The organism is Novosphingobium sp. 1529 (assembly GCF_040544855.1).
Classification (GTDB): domain Bacteria; phylum Pseudomonadota; class Alphaproteobacteria; order Sphingomonadales; family Sphingomonadaceae; genus Novosphingobium; species Novosphingobium capsulatum.
This window is the reverse complement of sequence record NZ_JBEPKW010000003.1, coordinates 253,008-279,061: the sequence shown is the minus strand read 5'-3', so window position 1 is coordinate 279,061 and position 26,054 is coordinate 253,008. Positions and strand designations below refer to the sequence as shown.

Genomic DNA, 26,054 nt, shown 5'->3' with positions numbered 1-26,054 from the left:
CTGTTTATTGAGGCAAGCATGATGACGTATCGGCCGGCGCGCCGCAGTTTCCTGAAAGCGGTGGCGGCGGCCGGGGCGGCCGGAACCTTGCCGCAATCGATCGCCACGGCTCTGGCGCTGCCGGCCGCACGGCGCACCGGCACGCTGGCCGATGTCGAACATGTGGTCATCCTGATGCAGGAAAACCGCTCGTTCGATCACTATTACGGCACCCTGCGCGGGGTGCGCGGCTATGGCGATCCGCGCCCGCTGCTGTTGCGCAATGGGCAAAGCGTGTTTCACCAGCCCACGCCCGATCGCCAGGGCGTGGTGCTGCCCTTCCGCATGGATGGCCGGATCAGCAATGCCCAGGGCCTGAAAAGCCTGGACCACAGCTGGAAGGGCGCCTTTGCCGATTGGGCGGAATACGACAGCTGGATCAAGCACAAGACGCCGCAGTCGATGGGCCATTTCGTGCGCGAGGACATCCCGTTCTACCACGCGCTGGCCGATGCCTTTACCATCAACGACCAGTATTTCTGCTCGATCCACGGGCCGACCAATCCCAACCGCATGTTCCTGTTTTCAGGCACCAGCGGGCTGAGCGCAGACGACGATCGCGCCCAGGCGGTCGACAATGCCGACGATGGCAACTGGACCGCCGACATGGCGCGCGACAAGGCCGATTTCCCCGGCGCGGCGCGCTGGACGACCTATGCCGAGCGGCTGGAACAGGCCGGGGTAAGCTGGCAGGTCTATCAGGAATACGAGAATTTCGGCGACAACTCGCTGCCCTACTTCGCCAATTTCCGTGGGCTCGATCGTGCGTCTTCGCTCTATCGCCGCGGGCGCGCGTGGGTTGCCGGCTCCAGCGCGGAAACGGCGGAAACCTCGCAGGCGCAATACCTGGTCTCTGCCTTTGCCAAGGATGTGGCCGCCGATACCCTGCCGCAGGTTTCGTGGATCGTGGCGCCAGCGCGCTATTCCGAGCATCCCGAGGCGACGCCGGCCTTTGGCGAAAGCCTGACCGCGCGCCTGATCGAAGCGCTGGTGGCCAATCCCAAGGTCTGGGCCAAGACCGCGCTGATCATCAACTATGATGAAAACGACGGCTTTTTCGACCATGTGCCGGGCCCGGTGCCGGCGGTGAACCGTGCCCAGGGGCTGAGCAGCGTGGACACGCATGGCGAGGCCTACAAGGGCGAGCCGGTGGGCCTGGGCATTCGCGTGCCGCTGATGATTGTTTCGCCCTGGACGCGCGGCGGCTTTGTCCATTCCGGCGTCAACGACCACACTTCGGTGATCCGCTTCCTAGAGCGTCGCTTTGGCGTGATGGAGCCCAACATTTCGCCCTGGCGCCGCGCGGTGACCGGCGATCTGGTCGATATGTTCGATTTTGCCGATCCCGATGGAGCGGCGTTGCATGCCTTGCAGGCACTGCCAGCGATTGGCGACTATCGTGCCCGCGTGGCCGCGCAGGCCGCCTTGCCGCAGCCGCATCCGCCGGCCGAGCAGGCCATGCCCCAGCAGGAACCCGGCCAGCGCCCGGCGCGCGCGCTGCCCTATCGCCTGGCGGTGGGCGAGGTGGGCAGCGGCGCCGATTGGCAGCTGGAATTTGCCAATACCGGCCGCCAAGGCGCGGTATTCCAGGTTTATGATCGCGGCGGCACCGCCGGCCCGTGGACCTATACCGTGGCCGCCGGTGCCACCTTGCGCGATCGGCCGCCCGGCCTGGCTGCCGGGCCGTGCCGCCTGACGGTGCGCGGGCCCAATGGCTTTGTGCGCGATCTGGCTGGGCCGCTGCCGCCGCCCGCGCGTGTATCGGTGCAGGAAGCGGGCGATACGCTGCTGGTGGCACTGGCCAATCCTGGCGCGGCGCCGGTGACGCTGTCGCTGCGGCACCTGGCCTATGGACCGGCTGCGCCGCAGCGTATCGTGCTGGCGCCCGGCCAGGCGCGCACGGTGCGGGTGGCGATTGCCGCCAGCCACCACTGGTATGATCTTGCCGTGGAGGGCCCCGATGGCTTTCGCCGCCGCTTTGCTGGGCACGTGGAGACCGGTAAGCCGAGCTGGTCTGACCCGGCGATGGGGACGATGGTCGAGGTGTAGGTTGGTTGCGGTTTTGATAATTACAGCGGGACCCCGGATCAAGTCCGGGGTGACGAGAACATAAAGCTATCCTAACATGTTACCGTCACCCCGGACTTGATCCGGGGTCCCGCTTTGGTCCCGCTACAGCGGTTCTTTCAGCCAGGCCACGCCACGGCGCAGCAGATCGTGGAATACCGGCAGATCCCAGGCGCAGCGGTCCACGCTGGGCCACCAGTCGAGCATCGGTTGCAGGTCATAGTGCCCGCGGCAGTGGCCCAGGGTGAGGTAGAGCACCGCGCCCTGGCCGTGGTCCTTGATGTAGAACACCGGATGGCGGCCGGGGGCGGCGGCGGCCTCGACAAAGCCGGTGCCCGGCTCGGTGCAGCAGGTATCGAGCAGGACGTGCAGGTTGCCGTGGGTTTCGAGGTGATAAAGCTCGTCCGTGGTGTCGAACGGCTCCACGCCGGCAACCAGCGGATGGGCGGGATCGGCCACTTCGACGCGATAGGGCGCGATTGGTGGGTGGCTGATGAACTGGCTGCCCAGCATGTCCATGAACAGCGGCGCCCAGCGCGGCGCATCCCACAGCCCGGCGTTGGGCCCCTGGTCGAGCAGGCGCAGCACCGAATTTGTGCCGTGCAGCGCATACCAGCGCCCGCCGCGCGCCAGCCAGGCGCGCAGCGCTTCCTGCGCGGGCAGCGAGGGCGTCACGTCGCAGGTATAGGTGATCAGGATATCGGCCGCCTCGATCGCGGCGATGTTCTCGTAATCCTCGAACACACGGGTGCGCACGGCGGGATCGTCGGCCAGAAGCTTCAGGAGTTCCAGCCGGGCGAAATCCATATCGTGCCACACCCCGCCGCAGACCAGCACGCAATCGATGCGGCGCGGGTGGCTCTGCGCGGGTTCGCTCACGCAGCGGCTCCATCGCTGCCTTCGGGAATGCCGAGGTATTGATCGAGCGTCTGCTGGAACTGGCGCAGGCGGATTTCCTGGTAGTTGCCCAGCTGCACCTTGCCGGTTTTGGAGGCGTGGAGGCCTTCCTGCACATAGGGCAGGTTATCCATGTCCTGTTCGAACACGTCGCCCAGGATGCCCAGTTCGGGTGCCTCAGTCCATTTCTGGTCGAGGCGCAGGAACTTCATCGGCACGCCGCGCGGATGCTTTTCGCCCTTCTTCACGCGCATCAGGATGCGCACTTCCATGATGCAGGTATCGGGCGTCTTTCCGGGGCGCCAGCGATAGACGATGTTGGGCATGAACCCGCCCCACGGGGCGAAGTTGGGGAACACGTTATAGACCAGCGCATCGAGCAGTTCGGCATCGGTGGCGTGATCGTGGTCATAGCCGGTCTGCGCGGTATAGGCGGCGCGCATCTTGGCGCCCAGCGCCTCGCGCGCGGTCATGCCTTCGGGCACTTCAACAGCATAGGGATCGGCGGCGGCATCATAGTTGTCGCCGCTGCGGCCGTTGTATTTCACGAACTGGTCAACGATCCACTGCTCGCTCTTGCCCGCCGGATCGAGATGCGGCGACATCGTGCCGAACGGCACGAGGTTGACGTTCACATGATCGCCCCAGGTCCAGTAGGCGCTGTTGCAATCACCGGTGAAAGGCAGCAGCTGCGGGTGGGTGACCACGGTGTGCCAGGCTTCCATGAAGGCTTCGGCCGTGACTTTCCAGTTGGCCGGCACTTCCTTGCCCACCCACATCACTGTCACGCATTCTTCATGGCGCCAGCGCTTGAAGTGATCGGGCAGGGGGGCGAGGAATTCCTCCAGGCTCGGCCCGCCCGGCTCTTCCCGCAGGAAGATGTAGCCGCCCCACTGGCCCACCTCTACCGCCGGCAGCGCCAGCTTGTTTTCATCGAGGTGAGCAAAATCCCACTTGCACGGCATGTGGTTGAAGCTGCCGTCCTTGTTCCAGGCAAAGCCGTGGAACGGGCAGACGAAGCGATCGGCCGTGCCATCTTCGGTGCGCAGCTTGCGCCCGCGATGGAGGCACACGTTGTGCATGGCGCGCACCGAGCCATCGTCCTGGCGCGAGATCAGGAAACTGCGCCCGGCGTTTTCATAGACGACGTAGTCGCCCGCCTCGGGCAGGTCTTCCTCGCGCGCGGCAAACTGCCACACGCGCGGCCACATCCGCTCGCGCTCCAGCTGGGCGAAATGCTCGCTGGTATAGCGCGCGGCGGCGATCGGCGTGCTGCCGCGGTTCTGATAGCTGGGCGTGGTCAGCACCTCGGGCGCGGGCCGCGAATCGGCGGCCATCAGTTCCAGCCAGCTGATCCCCTCGCTGACCGGCAGGCCGCAGCTTTCGGGCGTGGGGCGCTGGGCCACGGTGTCTGCGCTTGCGGTATCGGGTGCTGCCATGGTGGGTGCCATCCTGTCCTCTCGCGCCGGATCGTGACTGCCCGGCCTGCATGCCAGCATGGTCTAGGACGGCGACGCGGCGCAAGTCACCTTGCTGAAAGCATAGGTTTCGCGCGCGCCCGGATCGCGGCATGATCACCCATCAAGACCAAAATGCGGGAGAGAATGGCCGTGTCCAGGAGGCTGGAAGGAAAAGTGGCGCTGGTAACCGGCGGCACCAGCGGGATCGGCGCAGGCGCGGTGCGCCGCCTCGCGGCCGAAGGCGCCAAGGTGGTGTTTACCGGATCGCGCGCCGAACTGGGCGAGGCACTGGCGCAGGAGGTGGGCGGCCGCTTTGCCAGCCACCGCGTGGAAGATGCAGGCGCCTGGCCGGGCCTGATCGAGAGCGTGCTGGCCGAGCATGGCCGGCTGGATATCGCGTTCGCCAATGCCGGCACCGAACAGGGCGATGCCAATATCGAAGATGTGACGATCGAAGGCTGGTCCAAGATCGTGGGCATCAATCAGACCGGCGTGATGCTGACCGTGCAGCACGCAATCCGCGCCATGGCCCGCAACCAGGGCGCCACGGGGTCGATCATCATCAATTCGTCGATGAATGCGGCGCGCCCGCTGGGCAATTACGTCACCTATTCCACCACCAAGGCCGCTGTCGTGGCGCTGGCCAAGTCGGCTGCGGTCTATTGCGGGCAAAAGCGCTATCGCATCCGCGTCAACGCGATCCTGCCTGGCGTGGTGGAAACCGACCTGATCCGCGCCATCATGGAAAGCCAGCCCGATCCGGCCGCCGTGCGCGCCATCTATGAAGGCATGGCGCCGATGAACCGCATGGCGCAGGTGGAGGAAGTGGCGGGCCTGGTCGCCTATCTGGCGAGCGATGAGGCGAGCTTCATCTCGGGCGCGGAACTGACGATCGACGGCGCCACCACGGCCGGGATGATGGGGGTATGACGATGGCCCGTCTCCACGGGCGCATCGCCCTGGTCACCGGCGGCCTGCGCGGCATTGGCCTGGCGATTGCCACGCGCCTGGCCAGCGAAGGCGCTGCGGTGACGATCACCGATCTCGACGCGCCCGACAGCCCCGCCGTGGCGCAGGCCCTGGCCACGCTGGGCAGCGATGCGGCCTATCTGCGCGCCGATGTTACCAGCGAAGCGGATTGGGCCAGCATTGCCGCACAGATGGAGGCCAAGGGCGGCTGCCATATCCTGGTCAACAATGCCGGCACCGATCTGACCGGCGCGGTCGAAACCTTGAGCCTGGAAGCCTGGCGCAAGATCATGGCGATCAATGTCGATGGCGTGTTCCTGGGCACGCGCGCGCTGGTGCCGCTGATGGCGCGCAGCGGCGCCGAGGTCGCCGGCGGGGCGAGCATCATCAACGTCAGCTCGATCATGGGGCTGGTCGGCTATTCGGAAGTATCCGCCTATAACGCCAGCAAGGGCGCGGTGCGCCTGTTCACCAAGGGCATCGCGGTGGAATTTGCGCAAAAGCGCATGCCGATCCGCGCGAATTCGCTGCACCCCGGCTTTGTCCGCACCCCGCTGCTCAACGCCGGGTTCCAGCGCTGGGTGGACAAGGGCTTTGCCGAAAAGCCCGAAGATCTGGTCGCGGCGATGGAAGCAGCCACGCCCAACGGCCGCCTGGCCGAACCGGAAGAACTGGCTGGCCCCGCCGCGTTCCTGGCGAGTGCTGACGCCAGCTATATGACCGGGGCCGAACTCGTCATCGATGGCGGCTGGACCGCGCAATAGGGAAAGACGCCATGGCATTTGAACTCGATAACGTGGTTGCTGTGGTGACGGGCGCGCGCGGCGGCATCGGCCGCGAGGTGGTGCGCGCGATGAAGGCCGCTGGCGCCACGGTCATCGCCACTGACGTGGCGGCGCCTGATGACGGTGTGGCCGATCATGCCCTGGCGCATGACGTGACCAGCCAGGCCGATTGGCGGGCCGTGGCGGATCTGGCGGCGGACACCTATGGCCGCATCGATGCCCTGGTCAACGTGGCCGGCATCAGCGTGGTCGCCAGCATCGAGGAAACCCCGCTGGAAGAATGGCGGCGGGTCAACGCGGTCAACGTGGAAAGCGTGGTGATCGGCGTGCAGACCCTGCTGCCGCTGTTGAAGGCGGGCGGCAAGGCGCGCGCCAGCGGTGCCTCGATCGTCAACTTCTCCAGCGTGGGCGGCATCAAGGGCGCGCCGTTCAACGGCGCCTATTGCACCAGCAAGGCGGCGGTGAAGATGCTGTCGAAATGCATGGGCGCCGAATTTGCTGCGCTCGGCTACAACATCCGCGCCAACAGCGTGCATCCCGGCGGGATCGACACGCCGATGCTGCAATCGATCATGCAGCGCTATGTCGATCTGGGTGCGGTGCCCTCGCTCGAGGTATCGATGCAGGGCGTTGTCGCCGCGCATCCGATCGGGCGGCTCGGCCGGCCCGCGGAAATGGCCGGCGGTGTGGTCTATCTCTGCTCTGACGCGGCAAGTTTTGTCACCTGCAGCGAGTTCATGATGGACGGGGGATATTGCATGAGCTGAAGCCGGTGCGTGGCCCACGCACCGGCTTCATGAGTGGCGCCGTCAGAAGTGGCGGTAGCCCTGATGGCCATAGGGACGGCCATAGGGGCGGCCGTAATAACCCGGCCGGCCATAATAGCCGCGATTGCCCCAGCCATAGGGATGGTAGGGGCGATAGGCCCGGTAATAGTAATCGTGATAGGGGTAAGGGCGATAGGTCCAACGGTCGCCGACATAGACCCACGGGCGATACCAGCCCGGCGCGGCATAGTAATAGTTGGAAAAATACACCGTGTCATAGCTGTAGGGCGCCGCGCCCGACCGCACGACAAAGCCCGGCGGGCAGCCCGGGCTGGTCTGGTTGGCCGTGCTGCCGCCGATCGCGGCGCCGCCCACGGCACCCACGGCCGCGCCGGCCAGCGTGCCAAAGCCACCATCGTGGCGGCTGGACAGGCCATTGCCCACCAGCGCGCCGAAAATGCCGCCGATCACCGCGCCGGCCGTGGCATTGCTGCGTGCCTTGACGCAGTTGTCGCGGGCCCAGGCCTCGGCATCGGCGGCATAGCGCGCGTCACGCTCTGCCTGTGCCTGGTCGATCGCGGCGGGGCTGTAGCCAGGTGGCGGTGGCGGCGGGCGGGTCCCATCGTATCCGGGCGGCGGGCCCTGATCATAGCTTTGCACCTGCACCGACAGCGTCGTGGTGGTGCCATTGGGGGCATAGCCCTGGGGCGGTTGCTGGTTATAGCCGCGCTGGTCATACCCCTGTTGGTTGTATCCCTGCTGATTATAGCCTTGGGGTGCGTTCTGATCGTAATAGCCCGGCGGCGGGCCCTGATCCTCTCCCTCCTGATCGCCCGGAGGCGGCGGCGGCGCGCGATAGCCCTGCTGGGGCGGCGGGGGCGGATAATCGGAATAGCTACCGGCCTGCTGAGCAGAGGCGCTGCCAGCCATCAGCGGCAAGAACGCCATGGCCGCGGCGCCGGTTGCAAGAATGATGCGGGAAAGAGGCTGTGCCATCGGCTTGATCCACTCACTGTGATGCGTCGTGGCTATGGCCGGGCGCGTGAACGGATGCTGACGGTTTTTCCGCTTTGCGACGAGCCGATAAAAGGGTTGGCTGGCGCGCGTTACGTGCTGGTAGGATAGCCAGGTCGCAGGGCCCGCCAACCACTGGGTTGCGGGCCCCTTTCCTGCATTCTCGTCACGCTGCGGCGGAGCGGCGGGCCAGTTCGCATTGCGACCAGATGTCGCTCAAGGCGTCGATCAGGCGATCGATATCGCCGTCGCTGTGCACCGGCGACGGCGTGATGCGCAGGCGTTCGGTGCCGCGCGGCACGGTGGGATAGTTGATCGGCTGCACATAGATGCCGTGGTTGTCCATCAGCCAGTCGCTGATGCGCTTGCACTTGCGCGCGTCGCCCACCATCACCGGGATGATGTGGCTGGGGTTGGGCAGGTGCGGAATGCCCATGGCATCCAGCCGGCGGCGCACGGTGGCGACGCGTTCCTTGTGGCGTGCGCGCTCCATCTCGCTGCCTTTGAGGTGGCGAATGCTGGCCGCTGCGCCGGCCGCCAACGCCGGGGGCAGGGCCGTGGTGAAGATGAAGCCGCTGGAAAAGGTGCGCACGAAATCGCACAGGCTTGCCGATGCAGCGATATAGCCGCCCATCACCCCGAATGCCTTGCCCAGCGTGCCTTCGATCACGGTGATGCGGTCCATCAGGCCTTCGCGTTCGGCCACGCCGCCGCCGCGCGGGCCATAGAGGCCCACCGCGTGCACTTCGTCAATATAGCTCATCGCGCCGTGCGCTTCGCACACGTCGAGAATATCGGCGATCGGGGCGATATCGCCATCCATCGAATAGACGCTTTCGAACGCGACCAGCTTGGGCACGTCTGGCCCATATTGGGAGAGCAGTTCGTCAAGATGGGCGGCATCGTTGTGGCGCCAGATGTGGCACTTGGCGCGCGAATGGCGAATGCCCTCGATCATCGAGGCGTGGTTGAGCGCATCGGAAAAGACCACGCAGCCGGGGATCTTGGCCGCCAGCGTGCCCAGGCCCGCCCAGTTGGAAACATAGCCGCTGGTGAACAGCAGGGCGGCTTCCTTGCCGTGAAGATCGGCCAGTTCATGTTCGAGCACGACGTGGTGATGGTTGGTGCCCGAAATGTTGCGCGTGCCTCCAGCGCCGGCGCCGCATTCATCCAGCACAGCGTGCATGGCATCGAGCACCAGGGGATGCTGCCCCATGCCAAGATAATCGTTGGAGCACCACACCGTGATCGGATGGGTGGTTTCATCGACATAGCGCGTGGCGTGGGGGAAACGGCCGCAGTGGCGCTCGATCTCGGTAAAGATGCGATAGCGGCCTTCCTCGCGAACGTTTGCCAGTTCCCCCTGGAAATAGGTTTCAAAATCCATCGCGCTCGGTCCTCTCGTCCGTGTTCTTGGTTCTTGTGCGTTCAATTGGCAGCATGGCGCGTGGGCAAGGCCCAGCCCCACAAGGCCCCGTCGCGCAGCGGCAGGGCCAGAAACAGGTGTTCGAGTGCGCCCAGGGCCGCGAGCGCAAACAGCAGGCTGGCGCCGGCAGCATCGGCGCTGTTGGCGGGAGCGGCCAGGGCAATGGCGGCCAGCCAGGCGGCCAGCGCCAGGCAGGCGGCAATCGCGGCGTAAAGCTCAAGCCCCAGGCGCGGCTTGCCGAAATAGCTTTTGAGATAGCCCAGGTGTGGCGGCAGGATATCGGTGCTCATGTTGGGCACGCCCAGGAAAATGGCGATCTTGGTGCTGAGCCGCATGGCCAGCAGTAGGGCAAAGGCCATGGCGCCCACCTGGTTGGGCGCATCGCGGCTCATCCAGATCAAGCCTGCCGCGCTCAGCGCCAGGGCCACTTCGTGCCAGGCGACGGCTGCCACGGCATGGGAAAAGCGCTGCCAGCCGCGCGCACCGGGCGGACATGCCTCGCGCCGGGGGCCGGTGACGACGCCGGTTAGGAAGCTGATCTCGTGCCAGGCCCAGATCAGGATCGCGCCGGCGAGCGAGGCATAGACCCCCAGCAGCGTGGCATGCTGCATCGCCAGCGCAATGATCACGATGCCGCCAATCGCGGCGCAGCCGGCCAGCAGCAGGCTGTGGGCAAAAGTGTGCCGCGCGCGATTATCCAGCCACGCGACCAGCCCGGTTGCAAAGAACCAGATCAGGATCGTTGCCAGAACAGGCAGGACGTGGCCGGTCCAGCTTACCATGCCGGTTGCAGCCGGACCGTGGCGGGCAGCCGATTGCGGAGCGGGCGCAGCAGGAACATGCGGGCAAAGTTGGCGCCCGCGCCGATCGCCCCGGTGGCGCGCAGCCATGCGCCGCCAAGCCCGCCGCGCGCCTTGCCGGCGGTGATGCGGTTGCTGGCCACCAGCAGGCGGTCCATCGCGCGGCGGAAGCGCGGATCGTCGGTATCGAGTTCGACCGGAAAGACCTGGCGCGCGATCTGCGAGCAGATGGTGAAGACGCGGTAATCGTAATCGGTGGGATCGAGGCCCAGCGCCTGGTGAAACACCGGGCGGGCATGATCGCGTACATACATCGTGGCATAGACCGCCAGCAGGAAGAAGCGCACCCACAGCGTGTTGGCGCCGCGCAGCAGCTTGGGATCGGCGCGCAGCAGCAGGGCAAAGGCTTCGCCGTGGCGGAACTCGTCGTTGCACCATTCCTCGAACCAGGCGAAGATCGGGTGGAAGCGCAATTCCGGCTTGGCGGCGAGCTGGCGATAGATCGTGATATAGCGGGCGTAGCCGATCTTTTCCGACAGATAGACCGAATAAAAAATGAACTTCGGCTTGAAATAATGGTATTTCTTGGCCTTGGTCAGGAAGCTCAGGTCAATCCCGATGCCTTCGTCCTTCAAGGCCTCATTGATGAAACCGGCATGGCGGCTTTCATCGCGGGCCAGCAGCTTGAACAGCATCTTCATATCGGGGTTGCTGGTGCGCCGCGCCATTTCGGCATAGAGGATGCACCCGGAAAATTCCGAGGTGAGCGAGCTGACCAGGAAATCGGTAAATTCGGCGCGCAGTTCGGGTTCGAGCGCGGCGATGATGCCGGAAAAGTCCTGCTCGCGCTTGAAATGGTGCTTGTTGGGGTCGCTCACCATCTCGGCGATCAGTGCATCCCATTCGCGCCGCACCAGCGACACGTCGATCGCGTCGAGCGCCTTGAAATCGGTGGTGTAGAAGCGCGGGCTGAGCACGGTTTCGTGGCTCACCATGGCATGAACATCGGCCTTGGCGGCCACCGCAGGATGTTTGGCGGTGTGGGCGTTCATCTGAGGCTCCCAGGTGTGAAGCTGACTTCGTAAAGCTCGGTCAGGCCAAGATAGGCGGCAAGGCGGGTCCAGGCGCGCAGCAGCGGGCCGGCGCGCACCACGGTGGCGGTGCGTTCGAACACCACGCTTTGCCCAAATAGCACCCGCACCGGATCACCATGCACGCGCACGCGGTCACCGGGATGCACCGCCAGATCGCCTTCCAACTCGACATGGGCGTGGAAATGCGCGGGGCTTTGCTCGATGGCGATGCGGCAAGGGACGGTAAAGGCGCGGGCGCGGATCATGCCTGGCTGCCCTTGAGGAAACGGGCAAAGGCGGCGCGGTTGGTGGCGCCGAACGAGCCGAGTTCCACCGCGCGTCCGGTCGTCGGATCGCGCAGGGTCAGTGCGCCATTGGCCCACTGGGTCAGTTCGAACGGCGCGGCCGGGCCGATGCCGTGCATGCGGCGGTCGCGCGCCATGCCGCGCATCACCCCGCGCACAAAGCCGCCGCCGTCGTTTTCACCCACCAGCACGGCCAGGGTGCGGCCGCTGTCGGTATCGTCCACCACCACGGCGCCATCGGCACGATCGGCAAAGACCAGGTGACGCACTTCGATCGCGGCAACCTTGTCCTGCGCGCGCTCCACCGCCGGCACCGCCTCGCGGTCGAGCACGCCGACGCGCACCAGGGTGGTCAGTGCCAGGGTAATCGCCACCAGCGCCCCGGCCATGGCCAGCGCCGGGCGCGGCACGGTGTTTTCGTGGGAGTGGGCGTGGCTCATGCGGCGGCTCCCGCAATCGGGCCGCTGATCGGCTGGGCGGGCTCGGTGGTATCGGCGCGGACGATGCCATGCGGCGCGGCCTGGGCGCAGGCCTGGGCCAGGGCTGCTGCCAGGCGCGGCGCATCGGCCAGGGCGCGCAGCATCGGCTGCGGTTGGGCCAGGCGCCAGGGCCGCGCGTGCGGCCAGAGCATGGCATAGCCCAGCCGGTGCTGCCCCTTGAGCGTCAGGGCAATATCGCCATGGCCTCGACCATGGCCGCGCAGATCGGCCGAGGCGATCAGCGAAAGCGGCAGATTGATGCACTTGCCCAGCGCAATGCCCACGCGCAGCACGACGCGGCGGTTGGTCAGGGTATAGACCGTGGTGCGCGCGACCAGCACGGCAAACAGGGTGAGCAAGGCTTGCAGCACGGCGCCGGCCGCCAGAATCGCGCCTGCGCCGATCAGGTTGCCGCTGGCCAGCGGCAGCAGCGCCAGCACCGCGAAATAACCGGCCAGCCACGGCGCGAACAGCGCGCTGCGCTTGAACGTTTGCCAGTGCGGCGCGGCCTGCCACACGATCCATTCGCCCGCAGGCAGATCGCCGGGAAGGCCGCGCACCGGCTCGAAGTCATATTCGCTCACAGCAGCGGCTCCAGCCGATCGGCATTGGCATAGAGATAGCCGGTGCCGAAATAGGCGACGACGCGCTCTTCCTCATACCGGGTGATTTCACCGGGGTTTTCGGGGAAAGGGGCATTGGCGAAATCAGCCGCGTTGATCGCGCTGATGATCACGCCTTCGCGGCGGATCACGGCCATGGCCATCGGCGCGAGCACGATGCGCGTGCCGGTATCGACCGCCAGGTAGCGGATCATGTGTTCGGCGCGGTCGATCCACAGATCGGCGACCGTCCCGGCCCGCGCGCCATCGGCGCCATAGACCGACAGCCCGCGCGGATCGGTGCTGGCGCTGGCCACGGTGATCTGCGGCACGCTGCCGATCGGCACGATGCGCGCGTTGCCATGGGCATCGCGATCGGGAAAGCGCGCGCGGTTGGCATAGGCGCCCGGCCCGACGCCAGCGGCAAAGACATCGCCCACCGGGGAATAGGGCGCGCCGCCAAAGTTTTCGCGGCGTTCCGCCTTGATCTCCACCGGTTCGCGGTTTTCGCTGGCGGGCAGGGGCACCGTGACCGTGCCCATGCCGAAGGGCAGGACAAAGGTCTTGGCGCTGGCGGTGGACAGCGGGCCACCGTCGCTATCGACACGGCCGGTCAACGCGTCTTCCAGCGGATAGCCTTCGCGTCGGTCTTCGCGCCTGAGCCAGAAGATCAGGCAGATAAAGAATAGGACGAAAGCGATCAGCGCGAGTTGCGCGGCATCCACTGTGCCGACGATATTGCCGTGTCTCATGGGAGTTCTCCTTCCCGGCTGCTCATGTCGGAAACTCGGTCAGGCCAAAGCGACGCGCTCCGGCAGGTGAAAGCGTGGCGCGCGCGCCCGACAACTGGCCGACGAGCGGCCCCATCAGGACCAGCGTGACCAGCAAGAGGGCAATTTCGATCGCGTAGATCACGCCATAGCCGGTGGCGTGGTGGGCAAGCGTCAGGCCCAGGCCATCGGCCACGGCAAAGCTCGACACCAGATCGCGCAAGACGCCGCCAAACGCGATGGCGAGCCCCGCGGCCGTGGTCTGCACCGCGCCCCAGGCGCCGAGCGCGAGACCGGCGGTATCGCTGCCGGCCTGGCCCATCGCCGCCGTCAGTGTGCCGACCGAAAACAGCCCGGCGCCCGCGCCGATCACCAGCGCGCCCAGGCCCAGGGTGAGCGGGCTTTGCAGCGGGGCGGCAAAGATCACCAGCATGAACGCGGCAATGCCCAGCACCACACCATAGCCGGCGATGCGCAGCGCATCGATGCCGTGGCCCAGCCACCGCGCCGACAGCGCAAAGCCGGCCAGCGCGCCCAGTGCCCAGGCGCCCGACAGGCTGGTGGTGGCGCCCACCGACAGGCGCAGCACTTCGCCGCCATAGGGTTCGAGCAGCGGGTCCTGCATGGCAAAGGCGGCTGCGCCCAGGCCTACCGTGGCGAGCAGGCGCATGGTCAGCGGCTGGGCGGCAAACTGGCGCCATACCTGCGCAAAGGGCGGGCGCGGCGTTTCGGGAGAGGCGATCGCGGGGCTGCGCGCTTCCTGCTTCCACAGTGCCACTACGTTGAGCACGAAAGTGGTGACGGCGCAGGCCTGGATCACCTGGACCAGCCGGGTGGGGGTGAAATGGTTGAGCAGCCCGCCCAGGATGGTGGAGCAGACCATCATCCCGGCCAGCAGCGAAAGATAGAGCAGCGCGACGGCGCGGGCGCGGCGATCATCGGGCAAGAGATCGCCGACCAGGGCAAGGCCGGCGGTCTGCGTGGTGTGCATGCCGATGCCGGCCAGCAGGAACGCCAGCGCACTGGCGGCCAGGCCTACCGCAAAGAGATGCGGATCGCGCATCAGCAGCAGCGCAAAGGGCATGATCGCCAGCCCGCCGAACTGCATCAGCGTGCCAAACCAGATGAACGGCACGCGGCGCCAGCCCAGCACCGAGCGGTGCACATCGGAACGGTGGCCGATGAGGGCGCGGAACGGCGCGGCGAGCAGGGGAATGGCGATCATCAGCGAGACCAGCCAGGCATGGATGCCCAGTTCGACAATCAGCACGCGGTTGAGCGTGCCGTTGAGCAGTACGGTCATCATGCCCACGCTGACCTGGAACAGCGACAGGCGCAGCAGCCGTGACAGCGGAATGTCGACGCTGGCCGCATCGGCAAACGGCAGCCAGGTCAGGGCCACCCGGCTCCACCTGCTGGCAAGGGGCGTGCGGCGGGCCATCACCGGCGCACCAGTTCCATGCCGTTGGAAATGTAGAAGCCGCTGGAAATGCGCCCGCTGCGCCCGACGCGCCAGCCATCGAGCCTGGCCAGCCGGGCGCGCAGCGCGGCTTCGGCAATCGGCACGATCGCAGGCGAGCGATTGGCGCGGGGGAAAGCCTGGCCCACGGCGTGCATCACGCCCAGCAACCGCGTGTGCGGGGCAAAGGTGAAGACGATCGAGCCGGTGCAGCGCGCCGCCAGCCGTTCGAGCGCCCAGGCCATGTCATCGAGCTTGTAATGGATCAGCGAATCCATCGCGACGATGTGATCGAACGTGCCGGTGTCTGACCAGGCCTGCGGCGGATCGAGCATGTCGCCCACGTGCCAGTCGATCCGGCCATGGCCAAGGAACGCCGGGGCCCGCTGGCGCGCGATATCGACCAGCCCGCCGGCGACGTCCACCGCCGTCACCGCCGCGCCGCGCCAGGCCGCTTCCACGCTGAGCGCGCCAGTGCCGCAGCCGGCATCGAGCACGGCACAGCGGCGCAGGTCTTGCGGCAGCCAGCCGAGCAACTGCGCGCGCATGGCATCACGCCCGGCGCGCACCGTGGCGCGGATGCCGCTGACCTTGGCGTTGGAGGTCAGGTCGATCCACGCCTTGCGCGCGCTGCCATCGAAATAGTGCGCCAGGCGTTCGCGTTGCAGTTCATAGGGAGAGGTTGGGTGCGTGCTCATCATTCGAACCCCAGAAAATCGAAGATATCGCGGTCTTTCATCGGTGCCGCCGCGATCGGGTCCACCCCGTCCCACAGCATCTGCGCCAGGCGCAGGTATTCCTGCTGGGCGGCGATGACCTCGGGCGAGGGTTCCATTTCGAACAGCGTGCACTTTTTGAGGCGGCTGCGGCGGATGGCGTCGAGATCGCGGAAATGGGCGAGGCGGCGCATGCCGATCGCCTGGCTGAATCGGTCGATCTCGTCCGTGGCGGCAGAGCGATTGGCGATGACGCCCGCGAGGCGCACGTTGTAGTTCTTGGCCTTGGCGCCGATGGCGGCAACGATGCGGTTCATCGCAAAGATCGAGTCGAAATCGTTGGCGGCCACGACCAGCGCCCGCTCGGCATGCTGCAGCGGCGCGGCAAAGCCGCCGCAGACGACATCGCCCAGCACATCGAAGATCACCACGTCGGTATCATCGAGCAGGTGGTGCTGCTTGAGCAGCTTGACCGTCTGCCCCACGACATAGCCGCCGCAGCCCGTGCCCGCCGGGGGGCCGCCGGCCTCCACGCACATCACGCCGTTATAGCCTTCGAACATGTAGTCTTCCGGGCGCAGTTCTTCCGAATGGAATTCCACCTGTTCGAGCACATCGATCACCGTGGGCATCAGCTTCTTGGTGAGAGTGAAGGTGGAATCATGCTTGGGATCGCAGCCGATCTGCAGCACGCGGTGCCCGAGCTTGGAAAAGGCGGCCGAGAGATTGGACGAGGTAGTGGATTTGCCGATCCCGCCCTTGCCATAGACGGCAAAGACCTTGGCCGTGCCGATGCGGTCTTGCGGATCGAGGCGGACCTGCACCGATCCTTCGCCATCTGACGGAGTGAAGCGCGTGGGGGTGTCGATCAAGGTCATGCCGGTTTCCTCATTGCGCCGCGAACACGCCTTCGAGGCGGTCCTCCAGCTCGTCGCTGGCCATGCGCAGGGCCTCGAGCGTCTGTTGATCGGGTTCCCACAGGTGGCGTTCGCAGGCTTCGAGCAGGCGGCCGGCCACGCGGGCGGAACTGTTGGGATTGAGCTGCGAGAGCCGTGCCCGCATCTGCGGATCGAGCACGAAAGTTTCGCTGATGCGCTGATAGACCCACGGCGCGACCTGGCCGGTGGTGGCCGACCAGCCGACGGTGTTGGTCACATGCTGCTCGATGCTGCGCACGCCTTCAAAGCCGTGCTTGAGCATGCCTTCGAACCATTTGGGATTGAGCGTGCGGGTGCGGGTTTCCAGGTCGATCTGTTCGGCGAGGGTGCGCACCTTGGCGGCGCCCTGCGTGGCATCGACGATATAGACGGTGGCCGCGCTGCCCTTGGCCCGCGCCACCGAGCGACTGACCCCGCCCAGGCCATCGACATATTGATCGAGATCGGTGATGCCGACTTCGACGCTTTCGAGGTTCTGATAGACGAAATCGACATCGCGCAGCGCACTGTGCAGCAGTTCGCGCCGCTGCGTGGGCGGGCCTTTGACGCCATAGGCATAGCCCTTGTGCGTTTCGAAGGCATTGGCGAGGTCATCGGGGCTGGTCCACACGCCGCCGTCGATCATTTGGTTGACGTTGGCGCCATAGGCCCCTTCGGCATTGGAAAAGACCCGCAGCGCCGCCGTTTCCAGATCGCAATCATGCTGCGCCTGGTGGGCCAGGCTGTGCTTGCGCACGAAGTTCTGTTCCAGGGGCTCGTCGGCACTGGCCGCGAGCAGCGATGCTTCGGCGAGCATGCGCGTCTGCATCGGCAGGAGATCGCGGAAAATGCCCGAGAGGGTGACCACCACATCGACGCGCGGGCGGCCGAGTTCGGCCAGCGGCACCAGTTCAGCGCCGACCACGCGGCCATAGCTGTCGATCCGCGGGCGCGCGCCGATCAGGCTCATCGCCTGAGCGATCTGCAGGCCTTCGCTTTTCATGTTGTCGGTGCCCCACAGCACCATGGCCAGGCTTTCGGGGAACGGCTGGCCGCCTTCGACATGGCGGGCGATGATGCATTCGGCCTGCTCGCGGCCCTGGATGCAGGCAAACCGGCTGGGCATGGCAAAGGGATCGAAGCCGTGGATGTTGCGGCCGGTGGGCAGCACTTGCGGATTGGCGAGGATGTCACCGCCCGGCGCCGGGCGGATATAGCCACCGTCGAGCGCGTGGATCACCGCGCCGATCTCGTCACTGCGATCGAGCGCGCTTTCGATGCCGGCGCGGTCTGCCTGGGCATCGGCCTCGACCATGGCGTCGACCAGTTCGGCGCGCTCTGCCCCTTGCGGCGCCTGGCCCAGCACGTGCAGCCCGGTGGGGATCAGCGTGCGTTCCAGTTCATAGAGCGCGGGCGCCAGATCGGCGATGGCGCCGCAATCCAGATCGAGCGTGGCGCACTGTTCGCGGATCAGCGCTTCCAGGGCGTCCTGCTCTGCCCCCGGCGTCGACCAGCGCCAGCGTTCGACGCTGCACTTGAGTTCGGCAAACCCGCGATAGAGCCCGGCGCGCGCCAGGGCCGGGGTGAGATAGCTGATCAGCGTGGCGGCCGAACGGCGCTTGGCCAGGATGCCTTCGGATGGATTGTTGGACGCGTAGAGGTAGAAATTGGGCAGATCACCGATCAGGCGTTCGGGCCAGCATTCGCCGCTCAGGCCCGCCTGCTTGCCCGGCATGAATTCTAGGGCGCCGTGGGTGCCGAAATGGAGCACGGCATGGGCGGCAAAATCGTGGCGGATATAGCTGTAGAACGCGGCAAAGGCGTGGGTCGGGGCAAAGCCGCCCTCGAACAGCAGGCGCATCGGATCGCCTTCATAGCCGAACGCGGGCTGTACCCCGACGAAGACATTGCCGAAATGCGCGCCCAGGATCTGGATATGGCCGCCATCGCTTTGCAGCTTGCCCGGCGCGGGGCCCCATTGCGCCTCGATCTGGGCGAGGTGGGGTTCGCGGCGCACGTGTTCATCGGCGCTGATCCGTGCAGCGACATTGGCATCACTGCCATGGCGGGCGGCATTGCCGTGCAGGATTGCATCCTGCAGCGCGGCGACGCTTTCTGGCACGGCGACGGCATAGCCTTCATCGGCCAGGCGCTGCAGCGTGGCGTGCAGCGATTCGAACACCGCCAGGTGCGCGGCCGATCCGGTGGCCCCGGAATTGGGCGGGAAGTTGAAAATGGTGATCGCCAGGCGGCGTTCGCGCCGCGCGGCCTGGCGCAGCGCGATCAGCTTGGCGACCTTGGCCGCCAGAGCCGCAGCGCGTTCCTCGTCCCCGCGCATGGCCTGGATTTGCCCCTGGCCCGCGCTGCGCCCGCCAAACACGCTGGGGCAGATCGCGCCATCGAGTTCGGGCAGGGCGACCATCATCGTCGCTTCCAGCGGGACGAGGCCGGTGCGCCGCTCGCGCCATTCCTCGATCGTCTGGAATTCCACCGCGTGGGCGGCGATATAGGGCACGTCAAAGCGCGAGAGCGTTTCCACCGCCGCGCCCGCGTCGTTATAGGCCGGGCCGCCGACCAGCGAAAAGCCGGTGCAGTTGACGATGGCATCGACCGTCACCGCGCCATCGCGCAGAAAGAAGCGCTCCATCGCGGCGCGCGCGTCAAGCCCGCTGAAGAAGGCCGGGATCACCCGCAGGCCAGCAGCCTCCATCGCGGCGATCAGCCCGTCATAATGCCCGGCATCGTTGCCCAGCAGGTAGGAGCGCAGCAGCAGAAGCCCCACCGTGCCGCGCGTGCCCTTGGCGGGTGGGGGCAACAGCGCCAGGCTTTCCGACATCTTTTGCGCGGTGCGCGGGTGATAGACGCCCAGATCGGGATAGTCGCGCGGCGGCGCCGCCGCCATGGTGCCGCGCCGGCCGGCGCGCGGGCCAGCGGCATAGCGGTCGATCAGGCTCGACACCATCGCCACCACGTTGTCATCAGACCCGGCGAGCCAGTATTGCAGCGTGAGGAAATAGGCGCGCACATCCTGCGCGGTGCCGGGGATGAAGCGCAGGATCTTGGGCAGGCGGCGCAGCATGCGCATCTGCCCGGCGCCCGAATTAGTGCCCGGCTTGCCACCGGGTTTGGACGAGCCGCGCAGCCGCTTGAGCAGGGCGAGCGGCCCCTTGGCCGGGGCATCCATGCGATAGGCACCCATCCGCGTCAGCCGGGTCAGTTCGCCGGCAGACATCAGGCAGACCATCGCGTCGCAGCTTTCGCGCCGCTCCACCAGCGTGGGCATGATCGCGCGGATATGGTCATCGAGGAACAGCATTGTGGCGATGACGATATCGGCGCGCTCAACGGCGGCCTTGGCGCGATCGAGCGCGCCGGCTTCGCGATCCCAATCGGCGGCGGCGTGGAGGGTGATGGCGATGTTGCTATCGCCCAGGCGCACGCCAGCGCGTTCGACCGCGCCCTTGAGGTGGTTGTCCAGCGTCACGATGGCGACGCGCACGGGCGGGGCGGCGCTAGCGGGCATAGTGCGCCTTGGCATCATAGAGCGTGGCGATGTCGATCTGCACACGGCCTTCCAGGGCGGCATAGCGTTCGGTGTTGGTGCGGGCCTTGCCGCGCACGAAGAACGGCACCTTGCGCAACTCGCGCTCGGCATCGCTGGTCCAGGGAATATCGGCGGTGGCGGCGACAATGGCGGGCGCCGGTGCCACTGTTGCCGGTGCCGGGGCGGGCTGGGCATGAAGGTGCGAAGGGCCGGCCGCGTCGGAAAATTCGAAATCGTCGCGGAACATCGCGAGCAGGTGTTCTTCCAGCCCCATGACCAAGGGATGCACCCAGGTGTCGAAAATCACGTTAGCGCCTTCAAAGCCCATCTGCGGGCTGTGGCGCGCGGGGAAATCCTGGACGTGGACCGGCGCGGAAATCACCGCGCAGGGCAGGCCCATGCGCTTGGCGATATGGCGTTCCATCTGCGTGCCGAGCACGAGTTCGGGCGCGGCGGCGTGGATCGCCGCTTCGACCGCCAGGTGGTCGTCGGTAATCAGCGGATCGAGGCCGTGGTCGGCAGCAGCGGCGCGCATCTCGCGGGCGAATTCGCGATTGTAGCAACCCAGCCCGCAGACAGTGAAGCCCAGCTCGTCGCGCGCGATACGGGCGGCGGCAATGGCATGGGTGGCATCGCCAAAAATGAAGACGCGCTTGCCAGTGAGATAGGTCGAATCGACCGAGCGGCTCCACCACGGTAGGCGCGCGGTGGGATTGGCGAGCGCGGGAGCGGGATCGATGCCGGTGAGCGCGGCCACCGCCTGGACGAAATCGCGCGTGGCGCCCATGCCGATCGGCACCACGTCGATCATTGGCTGGCCGAATGTGCGGCCCAGCCAGCGCGCGGCTTCCATACCGATTTCGGGATAGAGCACCACGTTGAAATCGGCCCGGCCCAATGTGCGCAGGTCCGTGGGCGAAGCGCCGAGCGGGGCCACGCAATTGACGCCGATGCCCATGCTGTCGAGCAGCTTGACCACTTCGACGACATCGTCGCGATGGCGAAAGCCCAGCGCGCAGGGCCCGAGCAGGTTGGCCAGCGGCCGGCACCCATCGCGCGGGGCAGGGCGCACGGCCGGATCAGCCAGTTGGCGCACCATGCGATAGAACGTTTCGGCGGCGCCCCAGTTTTCCTTGCGCTGATAGCTCGGCAGTTCCAGCGGGATGACCGGGCAGGGCAGGTCCAGCGCTTCGGCGAGGCCCGCCGGATCGTCCTGGATCAGCTCGGCCGTGCACGATGCGCCCACCAGCAGGGCCTGCGGGGCAAAGCGGACAGCCGCCTCGCGGATCGCATCCTGCAGCAGGGCGGCGGTATCCTTGCCCAGGTCGCGGGCCTGGAACGTGGTATAGGTAACCGGCGGGCGGCGGTCGCGCCGCTCGATCATGGTGAACAGCAGATCGGCGTAGGTATCGCCTTGGGGCGCGTGCAGCACATAATGCACCCCGTCCATCGCCGTGGCCACCCGCATGGCCCCCACATGGGGCGGGCCTTCGTATGTCCAGACGGCGAGCTGCATGGCGCTATACCCTCAACACGTCGCGGCGGCGCAGCGGCCGGGCGAAAAGATCGGCAAGGTCTCCGGCCTGGTCGAACCCGTGGATGGGCGAGAAGACCAGTTCGATGGCCCACTTGGTGGACAGCCCTTCGGCTTCGAGCGGATTGGCCAGGCCCAGGCCGCAGACGGTGAGATCGGGGCGATCGGCGCGCACGCGGTCAAGCTGGCGATCGAGATGCTGGCCTTCGCTGATCCGCGTGGCGCTGGGCAGCAGCGGCAGCTCGCGCGCCATCAACTCGCGATGCAGATAGGGCGTGCCCACTTCCACCGGTACCATGCCGAGTTCGGTCGAGAGGAACCGCGCGAGCGGCACTTCCAGCTGCGAATCCGGCAGGAACGTGATGCGCTTGCCGCGCAGGCGATCCTGGCTGTGGGCAATGGCGCGCTTGGCGCGTTCGCGGCCCGGCGCCACCACGCGGTTGAACTGCATCGGGCACACGCCAAAGGCATCGGCGGCGGCGCGCAGCCACTCGGTCGTGCCCTCGGCCCCGAACGGGAACAGTGCGGGCAGGTGGCGCGCGCCGCGATTCTGCAGGGCGCCCACGGTTTCGCCCAGGAACGGCTGCGCCAGCAGGAAACGGGTATGGGCGCCCACCGCCGGCAGATCGGCCAGTTGGCGTGCGGGCAGCCAGCCGACATTTCCGATGCCGAGTTCGCCAAACAGGCGGCGGAACTGGTCTTCGACCACATCGGGCAGCGTGCCGACCACCAGCAGCGCCGGGGCGGCCCCGGCGCTGGCGGCCGGCATATGCGGCACCAGGGCGGCGAGGCAGGCGTCTTCGCCCTCGGTAAAAGTCGTTTCGATCCCGCTGCCCGAATAGTGCAGCACGCGGGTGCCCACGCCGGCGCCGCGATCGGTGCCGAGCGTGCGATCGAGCCGCTGCGCGGCCTTGCCCAGATCGAGCTTGATCACTTCCGATGGGCACGAGCCGACCAGGAACAGGGTGCGGATTTCCGGGCGCCGGGCAAGCAGTTGCGCGACGATGCGATCGAGTTCGTCATGGCAATCGGCCATGCCGGCCAGGTCGCGTTCCTCGATGATCGCGGTGGCAAAGCGCGGCTCGGCAAAGATCATCACCCCGGCCGCCGATTGCAGCAGATGGGCGCAGGTGCGCGAGCCGACCACCAGGAAGAACGCATCCTGCATCTTGCGGTGCAGCCACACGATCCCGGTCAACCCGCAGAACACCGCGCGCTGTCCGCGTTCGCGCAGCACGGGTGCATCGGCGCAGCCGGTGTCGGTCGGGGCGATTGCGGGGGCAAGGCCGGTTTCGCCGCTCATGATGTGGCCATCGGAGAATGGGCCAGGCCGGGCTGACCGTCGCGCTCTGCATCGAGCCGGGCGGCGCGCAGTTTGAGCAGGAATTGTCCGGCATTGACGAGGTAGGCGGCATAGCCGGCAAGAGCGACATACATGCGCTGTTCGAACGTGCCGCTGCCGCCCAGAAGCGTCGCCAGGTAGGCGGTGTGCAGGCCGATCACCAGCATCGAGAACACGTCTTCCCAGAAGAACGCCGGGGCAAACAGCCAGCGCCCGAACACGACCTTTTCCCAGATCGAGCCAGTGATCATGATGGCATAGAGCGTCAGCGTCTTGACCACGACCGAGGTATCGGCAGCGGCCGTGCCGGTATGCGTCACCAGGCTGTGCAGGACGAGGGCGAGGCTGGTGAGGAAGACGAAGAACTGGAACGGGGCGAGCAGGCCTTGCACCAGGGTCCAGCGAGTCGAGTCGCGGCGCGCCCGCTCTTGCGCGGTGTAGAGCATGCGCCGTGGCTGGCGGCCCTGACCGTTCGCACTTGTGGTGCCGGAACTGATCGCATCCCCTCTCATGTGTCGATGCTCACCTTTGTTGTTGAGGGAAGACTACGCCTCACTTTGCACAAGTGTCAACCAAACTTGACGACAAGAAAATATGACACTTTGCCGTTTGTCAGATCGCCGAAAAGGGCGTACGCTCATGGTCCCGAACAGCAGTGGCCGTATCGATGCCGCAGTCCGGGCAAGGCGCGATCTGCGCCAAACCGGACCGGAGGGGTCTGACATGGCTACTGTTTTAGGTGCAGGCGCGGCAAAGCGGGCCGGTCGTGGGGAAGGGGCCCCGCGCGCCAAGGACGGCCGCAACGCCGCATCCGCCCGAACCATGGCCAAGGCGCGCGATAGTGCGCGGGCCTTCCCCCCCGCAGCCGTCGATGCCCTGATCAGCGAACATATCATTCCCCGCCTGCTCATGGCCCAGTCCCATGGCCCGGTGCCGCGCATCCAAGCGCAAGGCACGGCCAAGGTGGACGCGGCCGAGGCGGCGCGCTTTGCCTCGTTGCCGCTGCAGCTCGAAGCGGATGAACTGCTGGCCTTGGTGGAAAGCATCCTGGCGCGCGGGGCCTGCGTCGAATCCGTGTTCGTCGATTTGCTGGCGCCATCGGCGCGGCGCCTGGGAAAGCACTGGGAAGACGATGATTGCGATTTCGTCGATGTGACGATGGGCCTGTGGCGGCTGCAGGAAGTGATGCGCGAGGTGACCATGCGCTATCCGCCGCCGCGCGCCGTGCCGTTTCGCACGCGCTCGGCCCTGTTCGCGCCGATCCCTGGCGATCCGCACAGCTTTGGCGCGCTGATGGTGGAGGAAGTATTCGCCCGCGCCGGCTGGCAGACCGAGGTTTTGATCGACCCGGAGCGCAAGGAATTGCTGCAGAATATTGCCGATCACAGCGTGGATCTGGTCGGCTTGACCATCAGTTGTGATTGTCCTAACGCAAAGCTTGCGAGCCTGATTTCCGCCATGCGCAGTGTGTCGCGATCGCCCGATCTGAAGATTCTCATTGGTGGAAGAATGGTGAACGCCAATCCCGCGCTCGTCGACGAGGTCGGTGCCGATGGCAGCGCACAGGATGCCTGTGGCGCGCTTGATCTGGCCGAGCGCCTGGTGCCGATGCAGGCGTTGCCCGCCCGCTTCGGCGCATAGCTGGCCACGCCCATGTCCAGCCGCAGGAACAGCATCGAAGGCAAACTGCCTTTCACCTCTGCCACCCGGCATTTTGCCGCGCTGACCGGTGATGCCGCTGCCCGCCTGGCGATGGTCTCGGGCGAGATTGCGCTGATCCTGGACGCGGATGGCCGCATCGTTGACGTATCGGCCGATCCCCGCGAATTTCCCGAAGCAGGCAGCTGGGTTGGCCGCGAATGGCTGGACACGGTCACTATCGAAAGCCGGCCCAAGGTGATGGAAATGCTCGCCGGGATGCGCAAGGGCGTGACCCAGCACCGGCGCCAGGTCAACCTGCTGTCGGGCGAGGGGGACATTCCCGTGCGCTTCGTCACGGTCAGCCTGGGCGCGGGCGGCCAAGGATGCATCGCCATTGGCCGCGACATGCGCGACGAAGCCGCGCTGCAGCAGCGCCTGTTGCAGGCGCAGCAGTCGCTTGAACGCGATTATATCCGCCTGCGCCAGATCGAGGCGCGCTATCGCCTGCTGTTCGAACAGTCGGTAGAGCCGGTACTGATCGTCGATGCCGACGGGTTCCGCATCCGCGAGGCGAACCAGGCCGCGCATCGCGCGTTCCACAGCCGGCCCGGATCGTTGCAGGGTGGCAAGCTGACCGCGCTGTTTGCCAATGCCGCGCGCGAACACATCATTGCGTTCCTGGGATCGGCGATGGTGTCGCACGGGCTGCAGCCGCTCGATGCCGCGCTCGCCCATGATGGCGAAAAGGTGCAGATTTCCGCCAGCGGTTTCCGCGAACGCGGCGGCCAGTTCATTCTGGTGCGGCTGTCCAGCCCGGTTGGCGCGGCGCGGCCGGATGCCGGGGTGACGGTGCGGGTGATCGAGGCCATGCCCGATGCCTTTGTCCTGACCGACGCCGCGATGATCATCCGCGAGGCCAATGCCGCGTTTGTCGAGCTGGTGGCGGCGGCCAGCGCCGAACAGCTGCGCGGCCAGCCGCTGGGCGATTACGTCGGTCGGCCGGGTATCGACCTGGACCTGATCGAGGGCCAGCTGACCAAGCACGACAGCGCCCGCAACGTGGTGACCGTGGTGGGCGCCAGCGATGGCTTTGAAGGCGAGCCGGTCGAGCTTTCGGCCGTGCGCACTGGTAGCGACCAAATCTGCTATGGCTTCGTCATCCGCCCGATCGGCCGCCGCCTGCGCGATCTGCCGACCACCAGCGACTCGCCGCGTTCGGTCGAACAGCTGACCGAATTGGTCGGCCGCATGTCGCTGCGCGACATCGTGCGCGAGAGTACCGACCTGATCGAGCGGCTGTGTATCGAGGCGGCGCTGGAATATACCTCGAACAACCGCGCCTCGGCCGCCGAGATCCTCGGGCTGAGCCGCCAGAGCCTCTATTCCAAGCTGCATCGCTATGGCTTGGGCAACATGGCTGACGCGGAAGATTGACATAAATTCTGTCA

At 66.6% G+C, this 26,054-nt stretch carries 23 protein-coding genes; 6 read left to right on the top strand and 17 right to left on the bottom strand.

The window, feature by feature from the left end:
* Positions 1–18: 18 nt before the first annotated feature.
* Positions 19–2,088: a phosphocholine-specific phospholipase C gene (locus ABIC78_RS09215; protein ID WP_354489142.1), complete on the top strand. Its 2,070-nt coding sequence runs from the start codon at positions 19–21 to the stop codon at positions 2,086–2,088.
* A gap of 123 nt (positions 2,089–2,211) precedes the next feature.
* On the opposite strand, the gene ABIC78_RS09210 is transcribed toward ABIC78_RS09215, so the two are convergent.
* Entirely contained in the window at positions 2,212–2,913 is a 702-nt protein-coding gene (locus ABIC78_RS09210; protein ID WP_502915671.1) for a ThuA domain-containing protein, read from the bottom strand.
* Positions 2,914–2,981: 68 nt separating this feature from the next.
* The gene (locus ABIC78_RS09205) at positions 2,982–4,442 is read right to left on the bottom strand and encodes an aromatic ring-hydroxylating oxygenase subunit alpha (protein WP_354489137.1); all 1,461 of its coding nucleotides are present in this window, start codon (positions 4,440–4,442) and stop codon (positions 2,982–2,984) included.
* A 171-nt stretch (positions 4,443–4,613) separates the two neighbouring features.
* Here ABIC78_RS09205 and ABIC78_RS09200 point away from each other — a divergent pair, with 171 nt between their 5' ends.
* The 3 genes from ABIC78_RS09200 to ABIC78_RS09190 are packed head-to-tail and all read left to right on the top strand — an operon-like array spanning position 4,614 to position 6,984.
* A complete protein-coding gene (locus ABIC78_RS09200; RefSeq protein WP_218016390.1) occupies positions 4,614–5,393 on the top strand; it encodes an SDR family NAD(P)-dependent oxidoreductase in 780 nt (259 codons plus the stop codon).
* 2 nt (positions 5,394–5,395) lie between these two features.
* On the top strand, positions 5,396–6,196 hold the full coding sequence (locus tag ABIC78_RS09195) for an SDR family NAD(P)-dependent oxidoreductase (protein WP_354489487.1): 801 nt from the start codon (positions 5,396–5,398) through the stop codon (positions 6,194–6,196).
* Positions 6,197–6,207: 11 nt separating this feature from the next.
* Positions 6,208–6,984, top strand: coding sequence for an SDR family oxidoreductase (locus ABIC78_RS09190; RefSeq protein WP_354489135.1), 777 nt, complete (start codon positions 6,208–6,210; stop codon positions 6,982–6,984).
* A gap of 42 nt (positions 6,985–7,026) precedes the next feature.
* Here ABIC78_RS09190 and ABIC78_RS09185 read toward each other — a convergent pair whose 3' ends face one another.
* From ABIC78_RS09185 to bchF, 15 genes are all read right to left on the bottom strand, one after another.
* Positions 7,027–7,980, bottom strand: coding sequence for a hypothetical protein (locus ABIC78_RS09185; protein ID WP_354489133.1), 954 nt, complete (start codon positions 7,978–7,980; stop codon positions 7,027–7,029).
* A 184-nt stretch (positions 7,981–8,164) separates the two neighbouring features.
* Positions 8,165–9,385 (bottom strand): 5-aminolevulinate synthase, encoded by a 1,221-nt coding sequence (gene hemA, locus ABIC78_RS09180; RefSeq protein ID WP_354489131.1) that lies wholly within the window; start codon positions 9,383–9,385, stop codon positions 8,165–8,167.
* 41 nt (positions 9,386–9,426) lie between these two features.
* A complete protein-coding gene (puhE, locus tag ABIC78_RS09175; RefSeq protein WP_354489129.1) occupies positions 9,427–10,206 on the bottom strand; it encodes a putative photosynthetic complex assembly protein PuhE in 780 nt (259 codons plus the stop codon).
* A complete protein-coding gene (acsF, locus tag ABIC78_RS09170; RefSeq protein ID WP_354489127.1) occupies positions 10,200–11,276 on the bottom strand; it encodes a magnesium-protoporphyrin IX monomethyl ester (oxidative) cyclase in 1,077 nt (358 codons plus the stop codon). Before acsF ends, puhE begins: the two co-directional genes overlap by 7 nt.
* Complete coding sequence (locus ABIC78_RS09165) at positions 11,273–11,563, bottom strand: O2-dependent cyclase accessory protein (protein ID WP_169048380.1); 291 nt, start codon at positions 11,561–11,563, stop codon at positions 11,273–11,275. The genes acsF and ABIC78_RS09165 overlap by 4 nt, the downstream gene beginning before the upstream one ends.
* Positions 11,560–12,042 (bottom strand): photosynthetic complex assembly protein PuhC, encoded by a 483-nt coding sequence (gene puhC / locus ABIC78_RS09160; protein ID WP_054131404.1) that lies wholly within the window; start codon positions 12,040–12,042, stop codon positions 11,560–11,562. The genes ABIC78_RS09165 and puhC overlap by 4 nt, the downstream gene beginning before the upstream one ends.
* On the bottom strand, positions 12,039–12,665 hold the full coding sequence (gene puhB / locus ABIC78_RS09155) for a photosynthetic complex putative assembly protein PuhB (protein ID WP_354489125.1): 627 nt from the start codon (positions 12,663–12,665) through the stop codon (positions 12,039–12,041). Before puhB ends, puhC begins: the two co-directional genes overlap by 4 nt.
* Entirely contained in the window at positions 12,662–13,435 is a 774-nt protein-coding gene (gene puhA, locus ABIC78_RS09150) for a photosynthetic reaction center subunit H (protein WP_022674708.1), read from the bottom strand. The genes puhB and puhA overlap by 4 nt, the downstream gene beginning before the upstream one ends.
* Before the next feature lie 22 nt (positions 13,436–13,457).
* Positions 13,458–14,894, bottom strand: coding sequence for a BCD family MFS transporter (locus tag ABIC78_RS09145; RefSeq protein ID WP_054131402.1), 1,437 nt, complete (start codon positions 14,892–14,894; stop codon positions 13,458–13,460).
* Positions 14,894–15,610, bottom strand: a complete 717-nt coding sequence (gene bchM / locus ABIC78_RS09140; RefSeq protein ID WP_168352298.1) for a magnesium protoporphyrin IX methyltransferase — start codon at positions 15,608–15,610, stop codon at positions 14,894–14,896. Before bchM ends, ABIC78_RS09145 begins: the two co-directional genes overlap by 1 nt.
* Complete coding sequence (bchL, locus tag ABIC78_RS09135; protein ID WP_054131400.1) at positions 15,610–16,506, bottom strand: ferredoxin:protochlorophyllide reductase (ATP-dependent) iron-sulfur ATP-binding protein; 897 nt, start codon at positions 16,504–16,506, stop codon at positions 15,610–15,612. The genes bchM and bchL overlap by 1 nt, the downstream gene beginning before the upstream one ends.
* 10 nt (positions 16,507–16,516) lie before the next feature.
* Positions 16,517–20,068 carry a cobaltochelatase subunit CobN gene (locus ABIC78_RS09130; RefSeq protein ID WP_354489121.1) on the bottom strand — a complete coding sequence of 1,184 codons (3,552 nt, stop codon included), beginning with the start codon at positions 20,066–20,068 and terminating at the stop codon, positions 16,517–16,519.
* The gene (gene bchB, locus ABIC78_RS09125; RefSeq protein ID WP_309805135.1) at positions 20,058–21,605 is read right to left on the bottom strand and encodes a ferredoxin:protochlorophyllide reductase (ATP-dependent) subunit B; all 1,548 of its coding nucleotides are present in this window, start codon (positions 21,603–21,605) and stop codon (positions 20,058–20,060) included. Before bchB ends, ABIC78_RS09130 begins: the two co-directional genes overlap by 11 nt.
* 4 nt (positions 21,606–21,609) lie before the next feature.
* A complete protein-coding gene (locus ABIC78_RS09120; protein ID WP_309805136.1) occupies positions 21,610–22,926 on the bottom strand; it encodes a ferredoxin:protochlorophyllide reductase (ATP-dependent) subunit N in 1,317 nt (438 codons plus the stop codon).
* Entirely contained in the window at positions 22,923–23,477 is a 555-nt protein-coding gene (gene bchF / locus ABIC78_RS09115) for a 2-vinyl bacteriochlorophyllide hydratase (RefSeq protein WP_502915666.1), read from the bottom strand. The genes ABIC78_RS09120 and bchF overlap by 4 nt, the downstream gene beginning before the upstream one ends.
* A gap of 211 nt (positions 23,478–23,688) precedes the next feature.
* Between bchF and ABIC78_RS09110 the strand changes: the two genes are divergently transcribed.
* Positions 23,689–24,606: a cobalamin B12-binding domain-containing protein gene (locus ABIC78_RS09110; RefSeq protein ID WP_354489119.1), complete on the top strand. Its 918-nt coding sequence runs from the start codon at positions 23,689–23,691 to the stop codon at positions 24,604–24,606.
* Between the two features lie 12 nt (positions 24,607–24,618).
* Positions 24,619–26,040, top strand: coding sequence for a transcriptional regulator PpsR (gene ppsR / locus ABIC78_RS09105; RefSeq protein WP_354489117.1), 1,422 nt, complete (start codon positions 24,619–24,621; stop codon positions 26,038–26,040).
* Positions 26,041–26,054: the final 14 nt, after the last annotated feature.